This is a genomic window from Pantoea sp. 22096 (genome assembly GCF_052045955.1).
Classification (GTDB): Bacteria; Pseudomonadota; Gammaproteobacteria; order Enterobacterales; family Enterobacteriaceae; genus Pantoea; species Pantoea alfalfae.
In genome coordinates, this window is record NZ_JBQEPW010000003.1 from 60,760 (window position 1) to 79,957 (window position 19,198).

The window sequence follows — 19,198 nt, forward strand, 5'->3', positions numbered from 1 at the left end:
GGTAATCGGATGGGAAAGTATCGCTTTGTGCGGCGCGGGTGCGAAAAAAGCGGTAATCAGGTAGAATTCAGCGGTTTTTAAATGTCTGAGAACCACTATGTCTACCACCTTGTTTAAAGAGTTCCAGTTCGAAGCCGCGCACCATCTTCCGAATGTGCCGGCCGGACACAAATGTGGCCGTCTGCACGGTCATTCGTTCCTGGTTCGTCTGGAGATTACCGGCGAAGTGGATGCGCATACCGGCTGGGTTATGGATTTTGCTGAACTGAAGGCGGTGTTTAAGCCTCTTTACAATCGGCTGGACCACTACTATCTGAATGATATTCCTGGCCTGGAAAATCCCACCAGCGAAGTGCTGGCGAAATGGATCTGGGATCAGATGAAGCCGCAACTGCCGCTGTTAAGCGCGGTCATGATCAAAGAAACCTGCACCGCAGGCTGCGTTTACCGCGGCTAAACCTGTCGGATCGAACCCTTCGATCCGACACTATTTCCCTTTCCGTCACGTATCTGAATCACCTCTTTCCTGCGGTTAACGACATCGCGCGCTTTATCAGGCGATATTGAGATATTTATGGGTCTGCATCGACAGACGCCAGTTGCGTGCAATACAGGTCTCAATGCAGAGTCGGGTAGCCTCATCTTTGCGACTGATGGGCTGCAGGGCGATAATTCGGGCTTTGGTGTCATCCATCCCCGCCAGCAGCAGATCCAGTGCGTCCACATCACGCTGACGCGCCACAGGATGTTTAATTTCATCGGCCCGGCTTAGCGCCTGGGGCAGCACATCGTAGCCGCCGCGCATGTTGACCTTCGGGGAGACAGTCACCCAGGTCTGTTCGGAACAGTGGATCTCGTGGGTTCCGCTGGTCTCAATCTGGCACTGGAAACCGTGCTGCTCCAGCGCAGTCGTTAACGGACGCAGGTCATAAATCGCCGGTTCACCACCGGTAATCACCACGTGGCGCGCCGTCCAGCCCTGCTGCGCAATGGCACTCACCAGGGTCGCCGCATCGGCATCACCCCAGGCGTCGCTTTCCACTGTCTTGATCAAAATATCGCCCAGCGACGTTTCCCGATCTGCCCGCTTTTCCCAGGTATGTTTGGTATCACACCAGCTACAGCCCACCGGGCAGCCCTGCAGGCGGATGAAAATAGCAGGCACGCCGGTGTAATAACCTTCGCCCTGCAGTGTCTGGAACATTTCGTTAATCGGGTAGAACATTTTTTACTCGCCTGGATAAATCGGGGCGCTGATTATGCCAGCGTGTACCGCACAACAACAGCTGCGCGACACGAAAAAGCAAAAGCCCCGCACAAGGCGGGGCTTTCAGTGTATGCAATGCCGCTTAACGCGCCATCAGCACAGGGTCATTACTGACCTTTAACTTCTTTCAGACCGTTGAATGGCGCTTTAGAACCCAGCGCTTCTTCGATACGGATCAGCTGGTTGTACTTAGCAACACGGTCAGAACGGCTCATTGAACCGGTTTTGATCTGGCCCGCTGCAGTACCTACCGCCAGGTCAGCGATGGTTGCATCTTCCGTTTCGCCTGAACGGTGAGAGATCACGGCAGTGTAGCCCGCATCTTTCGCCATTTTGATCGCAGCCAGGGTTTCGGTCAGAGAACCGATCTGGTTAAATTTGATCAGAATGGAGTTAGCGATACCTTTATCGATACCTTCTTTCAGAATTTTGGTGTTGGTCACGAACAGGTCGTCGCCCACCAGCTGGATTTTATCGCCCAGCACTTTGGTCTGGTAAGCGAAGCCGTCCCAGTCAGATTCATCCAGGCCATCTTCGATAGAGACGATCGGATACTGTTTAGTCAGATCTTCCAGGAAGTGGGTGAACTCTTCAGAGGTGAACGCTTTACCGCCTTCACCGGCCAGAACGTATTTGCCATCTTTGTAGAACTCAGATGCCGCACAGTCCATCGCCAGAGTGATGTCTTTGCCCAGCTCGTAGCCTGCTGCTTTTACCGCTTCAGCGATGACAGCCAGCGCTTCGGCGTTGGAACCCAGGTTAGGCGCGTAGCCGCCTTCGTCACCCACTGCCGTGCTCATGCCTTTGCTTTTCAGCACTTTTGCCAGGTTGTGGAATACTTCAGAACCCATACGGATAGCTTCTTTAACGTTAGAAGCGCCAACCGGCTGGATCATGAATTCCTGGATGTCGACGTTGTTGTCGGCATGTTCGCCGCCGTTGATGATGTTCATCATAGGCAGTGGCATAGAGTATTTGCCTGGGGTGCCGTTCAGCTCAGCGATGTGCTCATACAGCGCCTGACCTTTAGAAGCTGCAGCTGCTTTAGCCGCTGCCAGTGACACAGCCAGAATGGCGTTAGCACCGAAGTTAGATTTGTTCTCAGTACCGTCCAGGTCGATCATGATCTTATCGATGTTCGCCTGATCTTTCGCGTCTTTGCCTTTTACCGCTTCAGCAATCGGACCGTTTACTGCAGCAACGGCTTTGGTTACGCCTTTGCCCAGGAAACGTGATTTGTCACCGTCACGCAGTTCCAGCGCTTCGCGTGAACCGGTAGAGGCACCTGATGGCGCAGCGGCCAGGCCGACAAAACCGCCTTCCAGATGCACTTCAGCTTCAACAGTCGGGTTACCACGTGAGTCGATAATTTCGCGACCGATGACTTTTACGATTTTGGACATTACGATTTTCCTCAGTACAAGTTAGTCAATCCTAAGACAGACAACGCGCGAAAAGTTCGCGCGTTGTCTGTGAAACTTACTTCGCTAAACGCTTCTGATGCTCATGCGCGGCTTTAACAAAGCCGGCAAACAACGGATGGCCGTCGCGTGGGGTCGAGGTAAACTCAGGGTGGAACTGGCAGGCCACAAACCACGGATGGTTCGGGATCTCGATAATCTCAACCAGTTGATCATCACCAGAGCGACCTGCTACGCGCAGACCGGCTGCTTCAATCTGCTTTAACAGCATATTGTTCACTTCATAGCGGTGGCGATGGCGCTCAACGATGGTGTCAGAGCCGTAGAGCTGGCGAACCTGGCTGCCCGGCGTTAACTGACACTGCTGGCTGCCCAGACGCATGGTGCCGCCCAGATCGCTCTGCTCGCTGCGGACTTCGACGTTGCCTTCTTCGTCACGCCATTCGGTGATTAATGCCACCACCGGGTATTTACAGTCTGGCACAAATTCAGTGGAGTTGGCGCCCGGCATGCCCGCAACATTACGCGCGAACTCCATCAGCGCAACCTGCATGCCCAGACAGATGCCCAGGTACGGCACGTTGTTTTCACGTGCGTACTGTGCGGTCATCAGCTTGCCTTCCACACCACGGTAGCCGAAGCCACCCGGGATCAGAATCGCATCCAGATCTTTCAGTAATTCGACACCGCGGGATTCAACATCCTGCGAATCGATCAGTTTGATGTTCACGGTGACACGATTTTTCAGGCCACCATGTTTCAGCGCTTCGATAACGGATTTGTAGGCATCCGGCAGCTCAACATACTTGCCCACCATACCGATGGTGACTTCACCACCCGGATTAGCTTCTTCGTAGATCACCTGCTCCCACTCGGCCAGGTTGGCTTCCGGTGCATTCAGGTTGAAGCGCTTGCAGATATAGTCATCCAGGCCCTGCGACTTAAGCATGCCAGGAATCTTGTAGATGGAATCAACGTCTTTCAGCGAGATTACCGCTTTTTCAGGAACGTTACAGAACAGGGCGATTTTGGCACGTTCGTTGGCCGGTACGGCACGGTCAGAACGGCAAATCAGCACATCTGGCTGGATACCAATCGACAGCAACTCTTTTACGGAGTGCTGAGTCGGTTTGGTTTTCACTTCACCGGCAGCCGCCATGTACGGTACCAGCGTCAGGTGCATATACATGGTGTGTTCACGGCCCACATCCACGGCCATCTGGCGAATCGCTTCCAGGAATGGCAGTGATTCGATATCCCCTACCGTGCCGCCGATTTCGACCAGCACCACATCATGACCTTCACCGCCTTCAATAATGCGTTCTTTGATGGCGTTGGTGATGTGCGGGATAACCTGAATGGTTGCACCCAGATAGTCGCCACGGCGCTCTTTGCGCAGGACTTCTGAGTAGATACGGCCGGTGGTGAAGTTGTTACGACGCGACATTTTGGTGCGGATGAAGCGCTCGTAGTGACCCAGATCGAGATCGGTTTCAGCGCCGTCATCAGTGACGAAAACTTCGCCGTGCTGGGTCGGGCTCATGGTGCCTGGATCCACGTTGATATACGGGTCCAGCTTCATGATGGTCACGTTCAGACCACGAGCTTCGAGAATGGCTGCGAGGGAGGCGGCGGCAATGCCTTTACCCAGAGAGGAAACGACCCCGCCGGTCACAAAAATATAATTCGTTGTCATGCTGAACCTGAGAGTTTAGGTTTAAAGACGGTGGAATAACCAGGACGGGAAAACAGTATACTGGAAACCGCTATCAGCCACAATTGATGAATCACAGCCATCCTCCAACGCATTGCTGCGTCCTACCATAGCGGATAGCTGCCAATGAAATGTTGATGTGCGTCACAAAGTTGTTGCCGCGCTGAAACGAGTAAGCACACATGGCGACTTTATGCACAGCGCTGGAATAATCAGCTTTTTTCGCCCAGTTTTACCTGCTGCCAGGCCGCTTCCATCTGCTCCAGCGTGGCGCCCGGCATGCTTAACCCCTGTGCTGCGATGATCGCTTCGACTTCGCGGAACCGGCGCTCAAACTTGTCATTGGCCTTTTGCAGCGCCGTTTCCGCTTTACTGCCAAGATGGCGCGACAGGTTAACGGTGGCGAACAGCAGGTCACCCATCTCCTCTTCCAGCTTTTCACTGTCCACCACGCTCTGCTGTGCTTCGTGCATCACTTCATCAATCTCTTCATGCACTTTTGCCACCACCGGCCCCAGCGTAGTCCAGTCGAATCCCACATTGTGACAGCGCTTCTGAATCTTATGAGCACGCATCAGTGCGGGCAGCGCTTTAGGAATGTCGTCCAGCGCTGAATGCTGGGCTTTATCAGCCCGTTCGGCGGTTTTAATCGCTTCCCAGTTTTTCAGCACGTCACTGCTGGTTTCTGCCGTGGCATCGCCAAAAATGTGCGGATGACGGCGCTCCAGCTTGTCACTGATGGCGTGACAGATATCCTCAAAATTAAAGCGATCCTGTTCGCTGGCCATCTGCGCATAGAACACCACCTGAAACAGCAGATCGCCCAGTTCGCCGCGCAGATCGTCAAAATCTTCGCGCTGGATGGCGTCCAGCACTTCGTAGGTCTCTTCCAGCGTATAGGGCGCGATAGAAGTGAAGGTCTGTTCACGATCCCACGGGCAGCCATGGAGGGGATCGCGCAGGGTTTTCATGATGCCAAGCAGGCGCTCAATAGCGTTCATTCAGACGGGTCCTTGAGTAGTCAGGTGACAGGAAGCGGGCAAGGAGGCGAGGCGTATAACAGTGCCGGACGGGATGAACCGCGTCCGGCACTCTCAAGTACCGCAGAAAACGTCCGCGCAACCTCCTGTTGCCGGTTGCCGCAGTGCAGCTGAATATCAGTGCAGGCGGCGGGCGTCAATAATATCAGAGACCTGGTTCAGGCGCGCCAGGACACGTCCCAGTACCTGATGGTTGTAGATCTCAATATCCATGTCGATGGTCGCCAGCTGCTTTTTAGTGTCGCTGCGGCTTGAGACGCCCAGTACATTCACTTTCTCGTTGGCGAGAATGGTAGTGATGTCACGCAGCAAGCCGCTGCGATCGTTGGCGGTGACGCGCACGACCAGCGAGTAACCGCTGGAGTAGCTCTCGCCCCACACGGCATCGACGATACGTTCCGGCGCATGTGAAATCAGTTCAGAGAGCTGGTCGCAGTCGGCGCGGTGAATTGAGATGCCGCGCCCCTGGGTGATAAAGCCAACAATATCATCGCCCGGAATCGGCTGACAGCAGCGGGCAATGTGGTGCATCAGATTGCCTACGCCCTCGACGACCACGCGTCCACTCTCTTTGCGTGCGGGCTGCGAGTAGGATTTCTGGGTCAGCTGGCGCAGCGCTTCGCGATCTTCCTCTTCAGCACTCGGCTTATTCAGCTTCGCCTGCAGGAAGTTAACCATCTGGTTAAGACGGATATCGCCGCCGCCAATGGCCGCCAGCAGCTCCTCCAGTGAGGTCACGTTATAGCGCGGCAGCAGCAGTTTTTCCGCTTCGCGCAGGCTGATATCGAGCTGATTCAGTTCGTTATCCAGAATCTGCCGTCCGGCGATAATGTTCTTGTCGCGATCCTGTTTTCGGAACCAGTTGTGGATCTTCGAGCGTCCACGGCTGGTCGTGATATAGCCCAGATTCGGATTGAGCCAGTCGCGGCTCGGGTTCGGCTGTTTCTGGGTGATCACTTCAACCTGATCGCCCATCTGCAGCTGATAGGTGAACGGCACGATGCGACCACCGATTTTTGCACCGATGCAGCGGTGACCGATGTCACTATGAATATGATAGGCAAAGTCGAGCGGCGTCGAACCGGCCGGCAGATCCACCACGTCACCTTTCGGGGTGAAAACGTAGACCCGGTCGTCGAACACCTGACTGCGGACCTCTTCCAGCAGCTCGCCGGAGTCGGCCATCTCTTCCTGCCAGCTAATCAACTTACGCAGCCAGGCAATACGCTCTTCATGACCCGCCGCGCCGCGCGCGCTGCTGGAGGTTGGCCCCTCTTTATATTTCCAGTGCGCCGCCACGCCCAGCTCGGCATCTTCATGCATCTGGCGGGTACGGATCTGGATTTCCACCGTTTTGCCCTGCGGCCCTAACACCACCGTATGAATTGACTGATAGCCGTTGGGTTTGGGGTTAGCGACGTAGTCATCAAACTCACTGGGCAGATGGCGATAGAGCGTATGCACCGTACCCAGCGCGCCATAGCAATCCTGCAGGCGATCGGCCACGATGCGCACCGCCCGTACGTCAAACAGCTCATCGAAGGCCAGCGACTTTTTCTGCATCTTGCGCCAGATGCTGTAGATATGTTTCGGGCGACCATAGACTTCGGCGCGCACGCCCTCTTTGGCCATCTCTTTGCGCAGGTTGCTGACGAAGTTATCGATGTACTGCTCGCGGTCGATTCTTCGCTCATGTAGTAATTTGGCGATGCGCTTATATTCGTCGGGATGCAGGTAGCGGAAGCAGTAATCTTCCAGCTCCCATTTGAGCTGTCCAATACCAAGACGGTTGGCCAGGGGCGCATAGATGTTGGTGCTCTCTTTGGCGGCCAGCACCCGCTCATCTTCCGGCGCATCTTTCATTTCGCGCAGGTTCATGATGCGTTCGGCCAGCTTGAGCACCACGCAGCGAAAGTCTTCCACCATCGCCAGCAGCATGCGGCGGACGTTATCGACCTGTTCAGAGGCCATGGAGTCGTTATGGATCGCTTTCAGCTGGCGGATGGCGTCCATGTCGCGCACGCCGTGTACCAGCGAGACGATGCCTTTGCCGACGGCAGTTTCCAGCTCCTCTTCACTCACCACTTCATCGTTAGCCAGCGGGAAAATCAGCGCCGCACAAAGGCTTTCAATATCCATGCTGAGCATGGAGAGGATTTCCACCATCTCAATACCGCGCCACAGGAGCAGCGACTGATCGGGATGGCCCTGCGTCTGCGCTTCGCAGTAGCGCCAGGTCTCAGCAACGCGTTGACAGGATTGCGGGTTGGCAATACCGAGACTGGCGATCCACTGGTCGAGGGCGAAGTCCCCCTCAGTATTTAAATGCGCACTTCTGACCGCAACCATAACCTCTCCTGCACAACGACATTCATCGCTTATGTTTTTCTGAACAGCACCATGGATTCGAGATGACGGGTATGTGGGAACATATCCAGCATCGCGACCCTTTCCAATTGGTAGCCTGCCGACAGCAATGTCTGACTGTCGCGGGCGAGTGTTGTGGGATTACACGAAACATAGACCACGCGTTCTGGTGCAAGTTTAACCACATGCGCCATGACGCCCGCAGCCCCGGCGCGTGCCGGATCGAGTAATACCTTGTTAAATCCCTGTGCCGCCCACGGCTGGCGCGACACCTCTTCTTCCAGATTATGCTGAAAGAAACTGACATTTTTAAGATTATTCAAATCAGCATTATACGCTGCCTGCCGTACTAATGCTGCAATCCCCTCCACACCAACCACATTATGTACGAAGATTCCTATAGGAAGTGTGAAGTTTCCCATGCCGCAAAACAGATCCAGCACCCGGTCTTCCGGCTGCAGATCGAGCCAGGCGATCGCCTTCGCGACCATCTGCTGATTAACCGCATCGTTAACCTGAATAAAATCCTGTGGGCTGAAGGTTAGCTTAAGCTGGTGCGAATGATAAAACGGCGTCGATTCACTTAACGCGGTCAATGCTTCATCACCGGCATCCAGGAACAGCATAAGCTGATGCTTATGCGAAAACTGTTCCAGTTTTTCACGATCGCTGGCATGCAGCGCATCAAGATGGCGCAGAATCATCAGCGGGCCGTTATCCGCCAGCACCAGTTCCACATGTCCGGGACGCCTGACGGCGCGCAACTCACTGAGGCACTGGTGCAGCGGAACCAGTAACGCTTCAAGTTCGGGCGCTAAAATGGGGCAGTGCTGAATATCGACCAGATCGTTGCTGGCTTCCTGACGAAAGCCCATCTGTAAGCGTTGCGCTTTATTTTGCCATTGCAGACCCAGACGGGCGCGACGACGGTAGCCCCAGGGCTGACCGGCGATCACCTCATCTACCGCCACGTTCTGTGCTGCGGCCTGGCTCAGCATCCGGCTCAGGGCCTGGGATTTGCTCTGCTGTTGCAGCGCCACATCGGCATGCTGCTGCTGGCAGCCGCCGCAGCGATCGTAGTGCGGGCAGCGCGGCGTGACGCGCTCCGGGCTGCGGCTAATCAGTCGTGTCACTTTCGCCCGGGCAAATTGACGTTTATCCTCTGTCAGCACGACCTCCGCCTGTTCACCCGGCAGAGCACCCGTGACAAAAAGGGTTTTGCCCTTGTGGCGCGCCACCCCCTGCCCGAACGGGTCGAGCTCCTCAATGGTGACGGTGATCCGTTGTTGCGTCGTCACGCGCTGTTTTGCAACGTAGAATTGCGCCATAGTGTTATTCATTCTCTTTATCGAAAACGGCCTGCATCGTTTTGTCGACAGCATGCACAGGGACGTTAATGCCGGAGTAGCCAGGCGACTATTATGACCAAATACAGCCTGCGGGCGCGAATGATGATTTTAATCCTGGCACCCACGCTGATGGTTGGCCTGCTGCTCAGCTCCTTTTTTGTGGTGCACCGCTACAACGAACTGCAGCGCCAGGTGATTGATGCCGGGGCTAACATCATCGAACCCCTGGCGATCTCCAGCGAATACAGCATGACGTGGCACAACCGTGATGCCATGCGTGAACTGGTCAGCCTGCTGCACCGCCGCCATTCCGGCATCGTCCGGGCCATCTCGGTGTTTGATAATCACAATCAGCTTTATGTCACCTCGAACCACAAGCAAAACCTCAGCCTGCTGCAACAGAATGATATCCGCGCCCTGCCTGACGATGTCTCAATGGAGCGCCACGGCAGCCTATTAATTCTGCGTACGCCGATTACTTCTGAGCGTTACGATGTGGACGAATTACCGGATGAAGATGCCAAGCCAGCGGGCAATCCGCTGGGCTATGTGGCGATTGAACTGGATCTGCAGTCGGTGCGGTTGCAGCAGTACAAAGAGGTGTTTGTTGCCACGCTGATGCTGCTCTTCTGCCTCTGTCTTGCCATGCTATTTGCTTATCGTCTGATGCGCGATGTCACCGGCCCGATCCGCAATATGGTCACTACCGTTGACCGCATCCGTCGCGGCCAGCTCGACAGCCGCGTTGAGGGCTACATGCTGGGTGAACTCAACATTCTGAAAAACGGCATTAACGCGATGGCGATGTCGCTGACCGCCTATCACGAAGAGATGCAGCACAATATCGACCAGGCAACCTGGGATTTAAGAGAGACGCTGGAGCAGCTGGAAATTCAGAACGTTGAACTGGATCTGGCGAAGAAACGCGCGCAGGAAGCCGCGCGTATCAAATCTGAGTTTCTGGCCAATATGTCGCATGAGCTGCGAACGCCGCTCAATGGCGTGCTGGGCTTTACCCGGCAGATGCTGAAAACCCAACTGCGCACCACCCAGCGCGACTATATGCAGACCATTGAGCGCTCGGCAAATAACCTGCTCAGTATTATCAATGACGTCCTCGATTTTTCGAAGCTGGAAGCAGGCAAGCTGATGCTGGAGGCAATCCCCTTCCCGCTGCGCGCCACGCTGGATGAAACCCTGGTGCTGCTGGCGCCGTCGGCGCATGAAAAGGGGCTGGAGCTGACGGTGGTATGTGACAGCAGCGTACCGGACAACGTGATTGGCGATGCGCTGCGTCTGCAACAGATTCTGATCAACCTGATTGGTAACGCCATCAAGTTTACCGAGCAGGGTTACATCGGCATGCGCGTCGGACAGCGGGTGATTACCCAGTCGCGCGTCGAGCTGGAGATTCAGGTTGAGGACACCGGCATCGGCATCTCTGAGCAGCAGCAGACACAGCTGTTCCAGGCGTTCCGTCAGGCTGACGCCAGCATTACGCGCCGCCATGGCGGCACCGGGCTGGGTCTGGTCATCACCCAGAAACTGGTGCGGGAGATGGGAGGAGAAATCACCTTCAGCAGCCAGCCGGATCAGGGGTCGACCTTTGTGATTCGCGTACAGCTGGATCTTAATCCCAATGCACCCGGTATGCCTCGCGTGCTGGATGCGCTGTCCCATGCGCGCATTGCCTATGTGGAAGCGGATGCTAACGTTGCCAGCGCCGCGCTGGAGATGTTAAGCGCCACTCCATTGCAGATCGACTACAGCGAAACGCTGGAAGGTTTGAAAGAATCTCACTATCCGCTGCTGCTGATGGCGATGCCGGTCGGTATCAGCCAGCCTGCACTACTTAATGAGCGCCTGATCAATGGGCTGCTGGATCGGGCAGACAACGTGCTGATGGCCCTTCCCAGCCCGATGATGTTGCTGGCTGATGAACTGAAGGTACGCGGCATTGACGGCTGCATTGCTAAGCCGATCTCACTGACACGGCTTCTGCCGATGTTACTGGATCTCCATACCCGTCAGATCAGCGAGCTGCCGCTGTCACCGCGTCTACCGCTAACGGTGATGGCGGTGGATGACAATCCCGCCAACCTCAAGCTGATTGGCGCGCTGCTGGAGGAGCAGGTGCAGAACATCCTGCTGTGCAGCAGCGCCGAACACGCCATCCGCGCAGCGCGTCAGCAGTCGCTGGATGTGATTCTGATGGATATTCAGATGCCCGAAATTGATGGCATTCGTGCCAGCGAAATTATCCGGGGTCTGCCGCATCACGCGAATACACCGATTGTGGCGGTGACCGCACATGCGATTGATGGCGAGCGTGAGCAGCTGATCAAGGCGGGCATGAATGACTATCTTGCCAAGCCGATTGATGAGAGCAAGCTGAGACAACTGCTGGCACGCTATACGCCGCCGCCAGTGGTCTCCCTGCCGGAACTGCAGCCGATATTACCGACGCTGGACTGGCAGCTGGCGCTGCGACAGGCGGCGAACAAACCGGATCTGGCGCGCGATCTGCTACGCATGCTGCTGGAATTTTTACCGGAAGTGCATGCGAAGATGGCGCAGTTTATGGCGGCCAATGAGGTCAACGCCCTGCGTGAAATTATTCACAAGCTGCACGGCAGTGCCAGCTACAGCGGCGTGCCGCGCATGAAGCAACTCTGTCATCAGCTGGAACGCGGGCTACTGGAGGCCAGCGATATCGCTGCGCTGGAGCCGGAACTGCTGGAGCTGCAGGATGAGATGGAGAACGTCGCCAGAGAAGCCCGGCGACTGTTAGGATTCGGGGAAGTCTGACGGACCTGCTGCCACGCCTGTTATTCGCGCAAACGCTAACCGGCAGGTGCGTTAGCTTCCGCTGACGCACCTGCCTCCGGGGTAAAAGGCTGATGCCGTAAAACTATGCTTACCACCAGCATCACCGTCAGGACTATCAGGCCCGCATTGCCTGGCCTGATAGTCCTGACGGTCAGTGAAATCCGGCCAGTTTTAACGTCGCGGCCACGTTACGCGCTGTCATCTCGACATTCTTTCCGGCATCCGCAAGTGCCTCTTCGAGTGTACAGATGCTGTAGAGCACGCTAAACACTGCATCAATCCCGTGCTGATGCACCACGCCGACATCCGCCGTCAGGCTTCCGGCGATGCCAATCACCGGCTTGTTAAAACGCTTTGCCACGTTGGCAACCCCAATCGGCACCTTGCCATTAATACTCTGGCTGTCGATACGCCCTTCACCGGTAATCACCAGGTCAGCATCTTTGACTTCTTCAGCCAGGCCCAGTGCCTCAGTAACAATCTCAATGCCGCGCCGCAGCTCCGCCTGACAGAAGGCGTGCAGCGCCGCGCCCATGCCGCCCGCCGCGCCGCCGCCGGGAATATGCAGCACATCGATGTCGAGATCGCGGTGAATAATCTCAGCGTAATGGGCCAGCGCCTGATCGAGCTGCTGCACCAGCGCCGGGGTCGCCCCTTTCTGCGGACCGAAAATAGCCGATGCGCCCTCTTTGCCGGTCAGCGGATTCGTGACGTCACAGGCCACTTCAATGCGGCACTGATGGATGCGGGCATCCAGGGCGTCAATATCAATGCTAGCGAGCTGAGAGAGCGCGCCGCCACCTTGGCCAATCTCTTTACCCTGGGTGTCGAGCAATCGGGCACCCAGCGCCTGCATCATCCCGGCACCGCCGTCGTTGGTGGCGCTGCCGCCGATACCAATGATGATGTGGCCGACGCCCTTATCCAGCGCATGTCGGATCAACTCGCCGGTGCCGAATGAGGTCGTGATCAGCGGGTCACGCTGTGATGCTGGCACCCGCTCCAGTCCGCTGGCTGCTGCCATTTCGATATAAGCAGTGGACTCATCGCCGGACAAGCCATAAAAGGCGTCGACCTGCGTGCCCAGCGGCCCGGTCACCTTCAGCCTGACGATTTTCCCCTTCGTCGCCGCCACCATCGCTTCTACCGTGCCTTCGCCACCGTCGGCGACCGGTATTTTCACGTAATGCGCATCGGGGAAAATGTCACGGAAACCCGCTTCAATCGCCGATGCCACATCCAGGGCGGATAAACTCTCTTTATATGAATCCGGTGCGATTACGATTTTCATAGGCAATCCGAGCGCAGTTGAGTAATTAAAACGGCTCCTGACCAGTCCGGTTTGGGGAGACCGGCACCGGGTTTTAGCGGGCGATTTCAACCTTCGCTAACTTCTCATAATAGCAGGCCAGCGCGCTGTGGTCGGCGTTACCCTGTCCATCGTTGCGCAGTGCCTGCATCATCTCCATCACCGCCGCCGTCAGCGGCAGATGCGCGCCGATGCTGTGCGAGGTATCCAGCGCGTTCGCCAGATCTTTGATATGCAGGTCGATACGAAAGCCGGGTTTGAAGTTGCGATCCATCACCATCGGCGCTTTGGCATCCAGCACCGTACTGCCCGCCAGCCCACCGCGAATCGCCTGATAAACCAAATCCGGATTCACACCCGCTTTAGTCGCCAGCGACAGCGCCTCGGACATTGCCGCAATGTTCAGCGCCACAATCACCTGGTTTGCCAGCTTGGTCACGTTGCCTGCACCGATGTCGCCGGTATGCACGACCGATCCCGCCATTGATTTCATGATGTCATAACAGGAATCGAACACGGCTTTATCACCGCCGACCATCACAGAGAGTGTGCCTTCAATCGCTTTTGGCTCGCCGCCGCTGACCGGTGCATCCAGCATTTTTATCTGCTTTTCTGCCAGCGCATCATGCACTTCCCGGCTCGCCAGTGGCGCAATCGAACTCATGTCGATCACCACCAGGCCCGGCTTCGCCCCTTCAATGATGCCGTTTTTCCCCAGACAGACGTCGATAACCTGCGGCGAGTTTGGCACCATGGTAATCACCACATCGCACTGCTCAGCCACCTCTTTTGGCGTTTTCGCCACGGTCGCGCCCAGTTTAGCCAGTTCCGCTTCGTTTTCGGTGTTGTTGTCGCGTACCACCAGCGAATAACCGGCTTTCACCAGATTCTTACTCATGGGTTTGCCCATAATGCCCAGGCCGATAAATCCAATTTTCATTGCGTTTCCCCTTGATTGATTAACGCTTAAATTTGTCGCATAACGTCTGCGAAGCGTTGCGGAACATCCCGACATCGCTGCCGACGGCCACAAAGGTGGCACCCCACTCCAGATAGCGACGCGCGTCCGCTTCCACCGGTGCCAGAATGCCGCTCGGCTTACCGGCGGCTTTGGCACGTTCAAAAATGTGTTTAATCACTTTCAGCACTTCAGGATGCGCAGGCTGGCCGAGATAGCCCAGTGCAGCGGAGAGATCGCCCGGCCCGACAAAAATACCGTCGACGCCGTCAACGGCTGCAATCGCGTCAATGTTGTCGACTGCCTGCTGAGTTTCGATCTGAACCAGCACCGTGATGTTGTCATTAATGGTGCTGTTGTAATCCGGCAACGTGCCGTACATGTTGCTGCGGTGCGACACCGAGACACCGCGAATCCCGGCTGGCGGATAGCGGGTTGAGGCGACCGCCCGCAGGGCTTCCTCTTCGGTCTCGACAAACGGCACCAGGAAGTTGTTAAACCCGATATCCAGCAGGCGCTTGATGATCACCGGCTCGTTGCAGGGCGGACGCACCACGGGCGCGCTATGGCTGCCTTTCAGCGCCATCAGCTGCGGCACGAAGGTCGTGATGTCGTTGGGCGCGTGTTCGCCATCCAGTACCAGCCAGTCGAAACCGGCCAGCCCCAGGATTTCAGTTGAGATCGGACTGGCCAGCGCACACCAGCTGCCAATCAGGGTGTCGCCCGCTAACAGGCGACGACGAAATCCATTAGGCCAGGCTGCATTACTCATGGTTGAACTCCTGTGACGGTGGCTCCGCGGCGGGAGCCAGAAAGGTTAACGTACCAGGCACGGGCGTTTATTGTCGAAAGTCCATCCCGGTACTAAAAATTGCATCGCTTCAGCATCGTCACGCGCGCCCAGTCCCTGCTTCTGATAGAGCGCATTGGCCTGCATCACCTGATCCATATCCAGCTCTACGCCAAGACCTGGCTTCTGCGGCACCTGCACCATGCCGCCTTTAATCTGGAACGGCTCTTTGGTCAGGCGCTGATTGCCCTCCTGCCAGATCCAGTGGGTATCAATGGCGGTAATGGCACCCGGCGCGGCGGCGGCAACATGAGTAAACATTGCCAGCGAAATATCAAAGTGGTTGTTAGAGTGCGAGCCCCAGGTCAGGCCGAAGTCGTGACACATCTGCGCCACCCGCACCGAGCCCTGCATGGTCCAGAAGTGCGGATCGGCCAGCGGAATGTCCACCGACTGCAGCGACAGGGTATGCCCCATCTGCCGCCAGTCGGTGGCGATCATATTGGTGGCGGTGGGCATGCCGGTCGCACGGCGGAACTCCGCCATCACTTCGCGGCCTGAATAGCCCTGCTCTGCACCACAGGGATCTTCTGCGTAAGCCAGCACATCTTTGAGCTGTTTGCCGAGCATGATCGCCTCGTTGAGCGACCAGGCCCCGTTGGGATCGAGGGTAATGCGAGCTTCAGGAAAACGTTTAGCCAGCGCCGTGACCGCTTCAGCCTCTTCACCGCCGCGCAGCACGCCGCCTTTGAGTTTGAAGTCGTTAAAGCCATATTTCTCATAAGCCGCTTCTGCCAGGCGCACTACCGCATCCGGCGTTAACGCTTCTTCGTGGCGCAGGCGATACCAGTCGCACGGATCGTCTTGCTGATTCTGATAAGAGAGTGAGGTTTTAGTGCGGTCGCCGATGTAGAACAGGTAACCGAGCATCTCAACGCGGTCGCGCTGCTGCCCGTCGCCCAGCAGCGAGGCGACGTTGACGCCCAGGTGCTGACCCAGCAGATCAAGCAGCGCCGCTTCGATGCCGGTCACCACATGAATCGTGGTGCGCAGATCAAAGGTCTGGTTGCCGCGTCCGCCCGCATCGCGGTCGGCAAAAGTACTGCGCACCAGGCTGAGGGTATTTTTGTACTCACCCAGCGTTTTGCCGATCACCAGCGAGGCGGCATCTTCCAGCGTCTGGCGAATTTTCTCGCCGCCCGGGATTTCACCGACGCCGGTGTGTCCGGCGTTATCTTTGATAATCACAATGTTGCGGGTAAAGAATGGCGAGTGAGCGCCGCTGAGGTTCAGCAGCATGCTGTCGTAGCCTGCGACCGGAATAACCTGCATGGCGGTCACTTTCGGTGTTGAACTCATCTCCTGCTCCTTATGCTGTTGTCCGGCCAAATGCCGGGCGCTTGCGGTCAAATGTCCAGCCGGGGACCAGATACTGCATCGCGGTGGCGTCGTTACGCGCACCGGCGGGCAGTGACTGATAAAGCTGATGGGCTTTGTTTACCTGCTCCCAGTCGAGCTCAATGCCCAGACCCGGCGCATCCGGTACGGCAATTTTTCCGTTGCGGATTTGCAGCGGGTTTTTCGTCAGGCGCTGATCGCCCTCCTGCCAGATCCAGTGGGTATCAATCGCGGTGGGATTGCCCGGCGCCGCCGCACCCACATGGGTGAACATTGCCAGAGAAATATCGAAGTGGTTATTGGAGTGGCAACCCCAGGTGAGGCCCCACTCATCACATAGCTGCGCGACACGCACGGCACCGCTCAGCGTCCAGAAGTGCGGATCCGCCAGCGGAATATCGACCGCATTCAGCATCACCGCGTGGTTCATCTCGCGCCAGTTGGTGGCAATCATATTGGTCGCGACCGGCAGGCCGGTGGCGCGCCGGAACTCGGCCATCACTTCACGCCCCGAATAGCCCTGCTCTGCTCCGCAGGGATCTTCGGCGTAGCTCAGCACATCCTGCATCCCTTTACACAGCGCTATCGCCTCGTCCAGCAGCCAGGCACCGTTGGGGTCGACTGTGATGCGCGCCTCGGGAAAGCGCTGCTTGAGCGCTGCCGCCGTAGCGATCTCCTGCTCGCCGGGGAGCACGCCACCTTTGAGCTTGAAATCTTTAAAGCCATATTTATCCGCAGCCGCCTCAGCCAGCCGCACCACGGCATCGCTCGTCAGCGCTTCCTGATGACGCAGGTGATACCAGTCGTGGCTGGCCTGATCGCCACTGAGATAAGGGAGATCCGTCTTGCGGCGGTCGCCAAGATAAAAAAGATAGCCCAGCACCGTGACTTCATCGCGCTGTTTGCCCGGCCCCAGCAGTTCAGCCACCGGGACGCCCAGACACTGCCCCAGCAAATCAAGCAGCGCCGCTTCCAGCGCGGCCACCGCATTGACACGTAGTTCAAAGGTCCAGGCACCGTTGCCAAAAGTGGTGAAGTCAGCCGACTGATTGCCTTTATGTACCTGCTGCACCAGACGGTTCATTCGCGCAATCTGCTGGCCTTTCACCTGCGGAATCGCCTCCACCAGCGTCTGATAGATGGTGTCACCGCCAGGCGCTTCACCCACGCCGGTGTGACCGGCGCTGTCGGTGAGGACCACAATGTTGCGGGTAAAGCAGGCGTTGTGCGCACCGCCAATATTGAGCAGCATGCTGTCATAACCGGCGACCGGGATAACCTGCATCTCAGTAATCACCGGCGAACTTTGCGTATTCATAATGCATCCTTACCGGGCCAGTTTTTCAGTTCGACACGTTTGATATCGCCCGCAATGACCAGGAAGCTGAAGGCTGCGACAAAGGCATGAATGCCGACATAGATCAGCGCGCCCTCAAAGGATCCGCTGGTGGCAATGATGTAGCCGATGGCGATAGGCGTTACGATGCCGGAGAAGTTGCCGAACATGTTAAACAGACCGCCGCTCAGGCCACTGATCTCTTTCGGCGCGGTATCTGCCATTACCGCCCAGCCCAGCGCACCGATGCCTTTACCAAAGAACGCCAGTGCCATAAAGAACACCACCATCCATTCGGTATCGGTGTAGTTACACATCACCATCGAGATGGAGAGCAGCATGCCGAGCACAATTGGCGTTTTACGTGCGATATTCAGCGAGCCGGTTTTACGCATCAGCCAGTCAGAAATTACCCCACCCAGTACGCCGCCGAGGAAGCCACACACCGCCGGAATCGAAGCAATAAAGCCCGCTTTCAGAATCGACATGCCGCGCGCCTGCACCAGATAGACCGGGAACCAGGTAATAAAGAAGTAGGTTAAGGCGTTAACACAGTATTGACCGAGGTAGATGCCCAGCATCATGCGTGACGTCAGCAGTTGCTTAATCTGGAACCACTTCTCGCTCCAGCTCACTTTGCGGCTATCCTTTTTGACATCCATGTTGATCAGCGCGCCGCCCTGCTCCATGTACTCCAGTTCAGCCTTGTTCACGCCAGGGTGATCGGTAGGATCGTGGATCACTTTCAGCCAGATAAAGCTGAGGATGATGCCCAGGCCGCCCATGAACCAGAACACATGCGCCCAGCCCACTTCAGAGACCAGCCAGCCCATGATGGGGGCGAAGATGACAGTGGCGAAGTATTGCGCCGAGTTGAAGATCGCTACCGCCGTGCCGCGCTCCTGCGCCGGGAACCAGGCGGCCACAATGCGGCTGTTGCCCGGGAAGGAAGGCGCTTCGGCCAGCCCTACCAGGAAACGCAGAATAAACAGCGACATAATGATGCCGAAGCCGCTGAAGATATCTACAAATCCCTGCAGCAGCGTAAACAGCGACCAGGTAAAGATGCTCCAGAAATAGACGCGTTTAGAGCCGAAGCGATCGAGCAGCCAGCCGCCCGGAATCTGGCCAATAACGTACGCCCATGAGAAGGCAGAGAAGATATAGCCAAGTCCGACCGAATCGAGACCGATATCTTTGGACATTGCAGAACCGGCAATCGAAATGGTTGCGCGGTCACCGTAGTTGAATGAGGTGACGATAAATAACATCACCACAATCCAGTAGCGGGCATTGGTGCGCTTCTGCACCGTCTCCGCGGTCTGGCTGAAACTATTCATGATGCACTCCTGAAATATAGCGTGAGCTACATTCGCTCTGACTGCATACACATCGCGTTGGGTATCAGAGAGAAGTTGGG

General features: G+C 56.5%; 14 protein-coding genes. 2 read left to right on the plus strand and 12 right to left on the minus strand.

Translation table 11 applies throughout. The features are described from left to right. The first annotated feature begins 97 nt into the window (after window positions 1–97). The gene (gene queD / locus ACTJKZ_RS12985; protein ID WP_161732799.1) at window positions 98–457 is read left to right on the plus strand and encodes a 6-carboxytetrahydropterin synthase QueD; all 360 of its coding nucleotides are present in this window, start codon (window positions 98–100) and stop codon (window positions 455–457) included. 96 nt (window positions 458–553) lie between these two features. Here the strand turns inward: queD and queE are convergent, their stop codons facing one another. The 6 genes from queE to rlmD all read right to left on the minus strand — a co-directional run bounded on the left by queE (window position 554) and on the right by rlmD (window position 9,137). Then, window positions 554–1,225, minus strand: a complete 672-nt coding sequence (gene queE / locus ACTJKZ_RS12990; RefSeq protein ID WP_161732801.1) for a 7-carboxy-7-deazaguanine synthase QueE — start codon at window positions 1,223–1,225, stop codon at window positions 554–556. Between the two features lie 149 nt (window positions 1,226–1,374). Continuing rightward, window positions 1,375–2,670, minus strand: a complete 1,296-nt coding sequence (eno, locus tag ACTJKZ_RS12995) for a phosphopyruvate hydratase (protein WP_013358880.1) — start codon at window positions 2,668–2,670, stop codon at window positions 1,375–1,377. 76 nt (window positions 2,671–2,746) lie between these two features. Further along, window positions 2,747–4,384: a glutamine hydrolyzing CTP synthase gene (gene pyrG / locus ACTJKZ_RS13000; RefSeq protein ID WP_013358881.1), complete on the minus strand. Its 1,638-nt coding sequence runs from the start codon at window positions 4,382–4,384 to the stop codon at window positions 2,747–2,749. 230 nt (window positions 4,385–4,614) lie between these two features. Next, window positions 4,615–5,403, minus strand: a complete 789-nt coding sequence (gene mazG, locus ACTJKZ_RS13005) for a nucleoside triphosphate pyrophosphohydrolase (protein WP_161732805.1) — start codon at window positions 5,401–5,403, stop codon at window positions 4,615–4,617. Between the two features lie 156 nt (window positions 5,404–5,559). Next, window positions 5,560–7,791, minus strand: coding sequence for a GTP diphosphokinase (gene relA, locus ACTJKZ_RS13010; RefSeq protein WP_161732807.1), 2,232 nt, complete (start codon window positions 7,789–7,791; stop codon window positions 5,560–5,562). Window positions 7,792–7,820: 29 nt separating this feature from the next. Further along, window positions 7,821–9,137 (minus strand): 23S rRNA (uracil(1939)-C(5))-methyltransferase RlmD, encoded by a 1,317-nt coding sequence (gene rlmD, locus ACTJKZ_RS13015; protein WP_161732809.1) that lies wholly within the window; start codon window positions 9,135–9,137, stop codon window positions 7,821–7,823. Between the two features lie 93 nt (window positions 9,138–9,230). Between rlmD and barA the strand changes: the two genes are divergently transcribed. Then, on the plus strand, window positions 9,231–11,966 hold the full coding sequence (barA, locus tag ACTJKZ_RS13020; protein WP_161732811.1) for a two-component sensor histidine kinase BarA: 2,736 nt from the start codon (window positions 9,231–9,233) through the stop codon (window positions 11,964–11,966). 172 nt (window positions 11,967–12,138) lie between these two features. Here barA and ACTJKZ_RS13025 read toward each other — a convergent pair whose 3' ends face one another. The 6 genes from ACTJKZ_RS13025 to ACTJKZ_RS13050 all read right to left on the minus strand — a co-directional run bounded on the left by ACTJKZ_RS13025 (window position 12,139) and on the right by ACTJKZ_RS13050 (window position 19,118). Next, window positions 12,139–13,278 (minus strand): glycerate kinase, encoded by a 1,140-nt coding sequence (locus ACTJKZ_RS13025; RefSeq protein WP_161732813.1) that lies wholly within the window; start codon window positions 13,276–13,278, stop codon window positions 12,139–12,141. A 73-nt stretch (window positions 13,279–13,351) separates the two neighbouring features. Further along, window positions 13,352–14,236, minus strand: a complete 885-nt coding sequence (gene garR / locus ACTJKZ_RS13030) for a 2-hydroxy-3-oxopropionate reductase (protein WP_161732815.1) — start codon at window positions 14,234–14,236, stop codon at window positions 13,352–13,354. A gap of 19 nt (window positions 14,237–14,255) precedes the next feature. Continuing rightward, window positions 14,256–15,026: a 2-dehydro-3-deoxyglucarate aldolase gene (gene garL / locus ACTJKZ_RS13035; protein WP_161732817.1), complete on the minus strand. Its 771-nt coding sequence runs from the start codon at window positions 15,024–15,026 to the stop codon at window positions 14,256–14,258. A gap of 45 nt (window positions 15,027–15,071) precedes the next feature. Then, window positions 15,072–16,403, minus strand: coding sequence for a glucarate dehydratase (gene gudD / locus ACTJKZ_RS13040; protein WP_161732819.1), 1,332 nt, complete (start codon window positions 16,401–16,403; stop codon window positions 15,072–15,074). Window positions 16,404–16,413: 10 nt separating this feature from the next. Beyond that, window positions 16,414–17,760, minus strand: coding sequence for an enolase C-terminal domain-like protein (locus ACTJKZ_RS13045; RefSeq protein ID WP_161732821.1), 1,347 nt, complete (start codon window positions 17,758–17,760; stop codon window positions 16,414–16,416). Next, window positions 17,757–19,118: an MFS transporter gene (locus ACTJKZ_RS13050; RefSeq protein WP_161732823.1), complete on the minus strand. Its 1,362-nt coding sequence runs from the start codon at window positions 19,116–19,118 to the stop codon at window positions 17,757–17,759. Before ACTJKZ_RS13050 ends, ACTJKZ_RS13045 begins: the two co-directional genes overlap by 4 nt. Window positions 19,119–19,198: the final 80 nt, after the last annotated feature.

Coding starts and splice junctions, on each gene's coding strand:
- queD (WP_161732799.1), top strand. CDS start 98: ATGTCTACCACCTTGTTTAAAGAGTTCCAGTTCGAAGCCGCGCACCAT.
- queE (WP_161732801.1), bottom strand. CDS start 1,225: ATGTTCTACCCGATTAACGAAATGTTCCAGACACTGCAGGGCGAAGGT.
- eno (WP_013358880.1), bottom strand. CDS start 2,670: ATGTCCAAAATCGTAAAAGTCATCGGTCGCGAAATTATCGACTCACGT.
- pyrG (WP_013358881.1), bottom strand. CDS start 4,384: ATGACAACGAATTATATTTTTGTGACCGGCGGGGTCGTTTCCTCTCTG.
- mazG (WP_161732805.1), bottom strand. CDS start 5,403: ATGAACGCTATTGAGCGCCTGCTTGGCATCATGAAAACCCTGCGCGAT.
- relA (WP_161732807.1), bottom strand. CDS start 7,791: ATGGTTGCGGTCAGAAGTGCGCATTTAAATACTGAGGGGGACTTCGCC.
- rlmD (WP_161732809.1), bottom strand. CDS start 9,137: ATGGCGCAATTCTACGTTGCAAAACAGCGCGTGACGACGCAACAACGG.
- barA (WP_161732811.1), top strand. CDS start 9,231: ATGACCAAATACAGCCTGCGGGCGCGAATGATGATTTTAATCCTGGCA.
- ACTJKZ_RS13025 (WP_161732813.1), bottom strand. CDS start 13,278: ATGAAAATCGTAATCGCACCGGATTCATATAAAGAGAGTTTATCCGCC.
- garR (WP_161732815.1), bottom strand. CDS start 14,236: ATGAAAATTGGATTTATCGGCCTGGGCATTATGGGCAAACCCATGAGT.
- garL (WP_161732817.1), bottom strand. CDS start 15,026: ATGAGTAATGCAGCCTGGCCTAATGGATTTCGTCGTCGCCTGTTAGCG.
- gudD (WP_161732819.1), bottom strand. CDS start 16,403: ATGAGTTCAACACCGAAAGTGACCGCCATGCAGGTTATTCCGGTCGCA.
- ACTJKZ_RS13045 (WP_161732821.1), bottom strand. CDS start 17,760: ATGAATACGCAAAGTTCGCCGGTGATTACTGAGATGCAGGTTATCCCG.
- ACTJKZ_RS13050 (WP_161732823.1), bottom strand. CDS start 19,118: ATGAATAGTTTCAGCCAGACCGCGGAGACGGTGCAGAAGCGCACCAAT.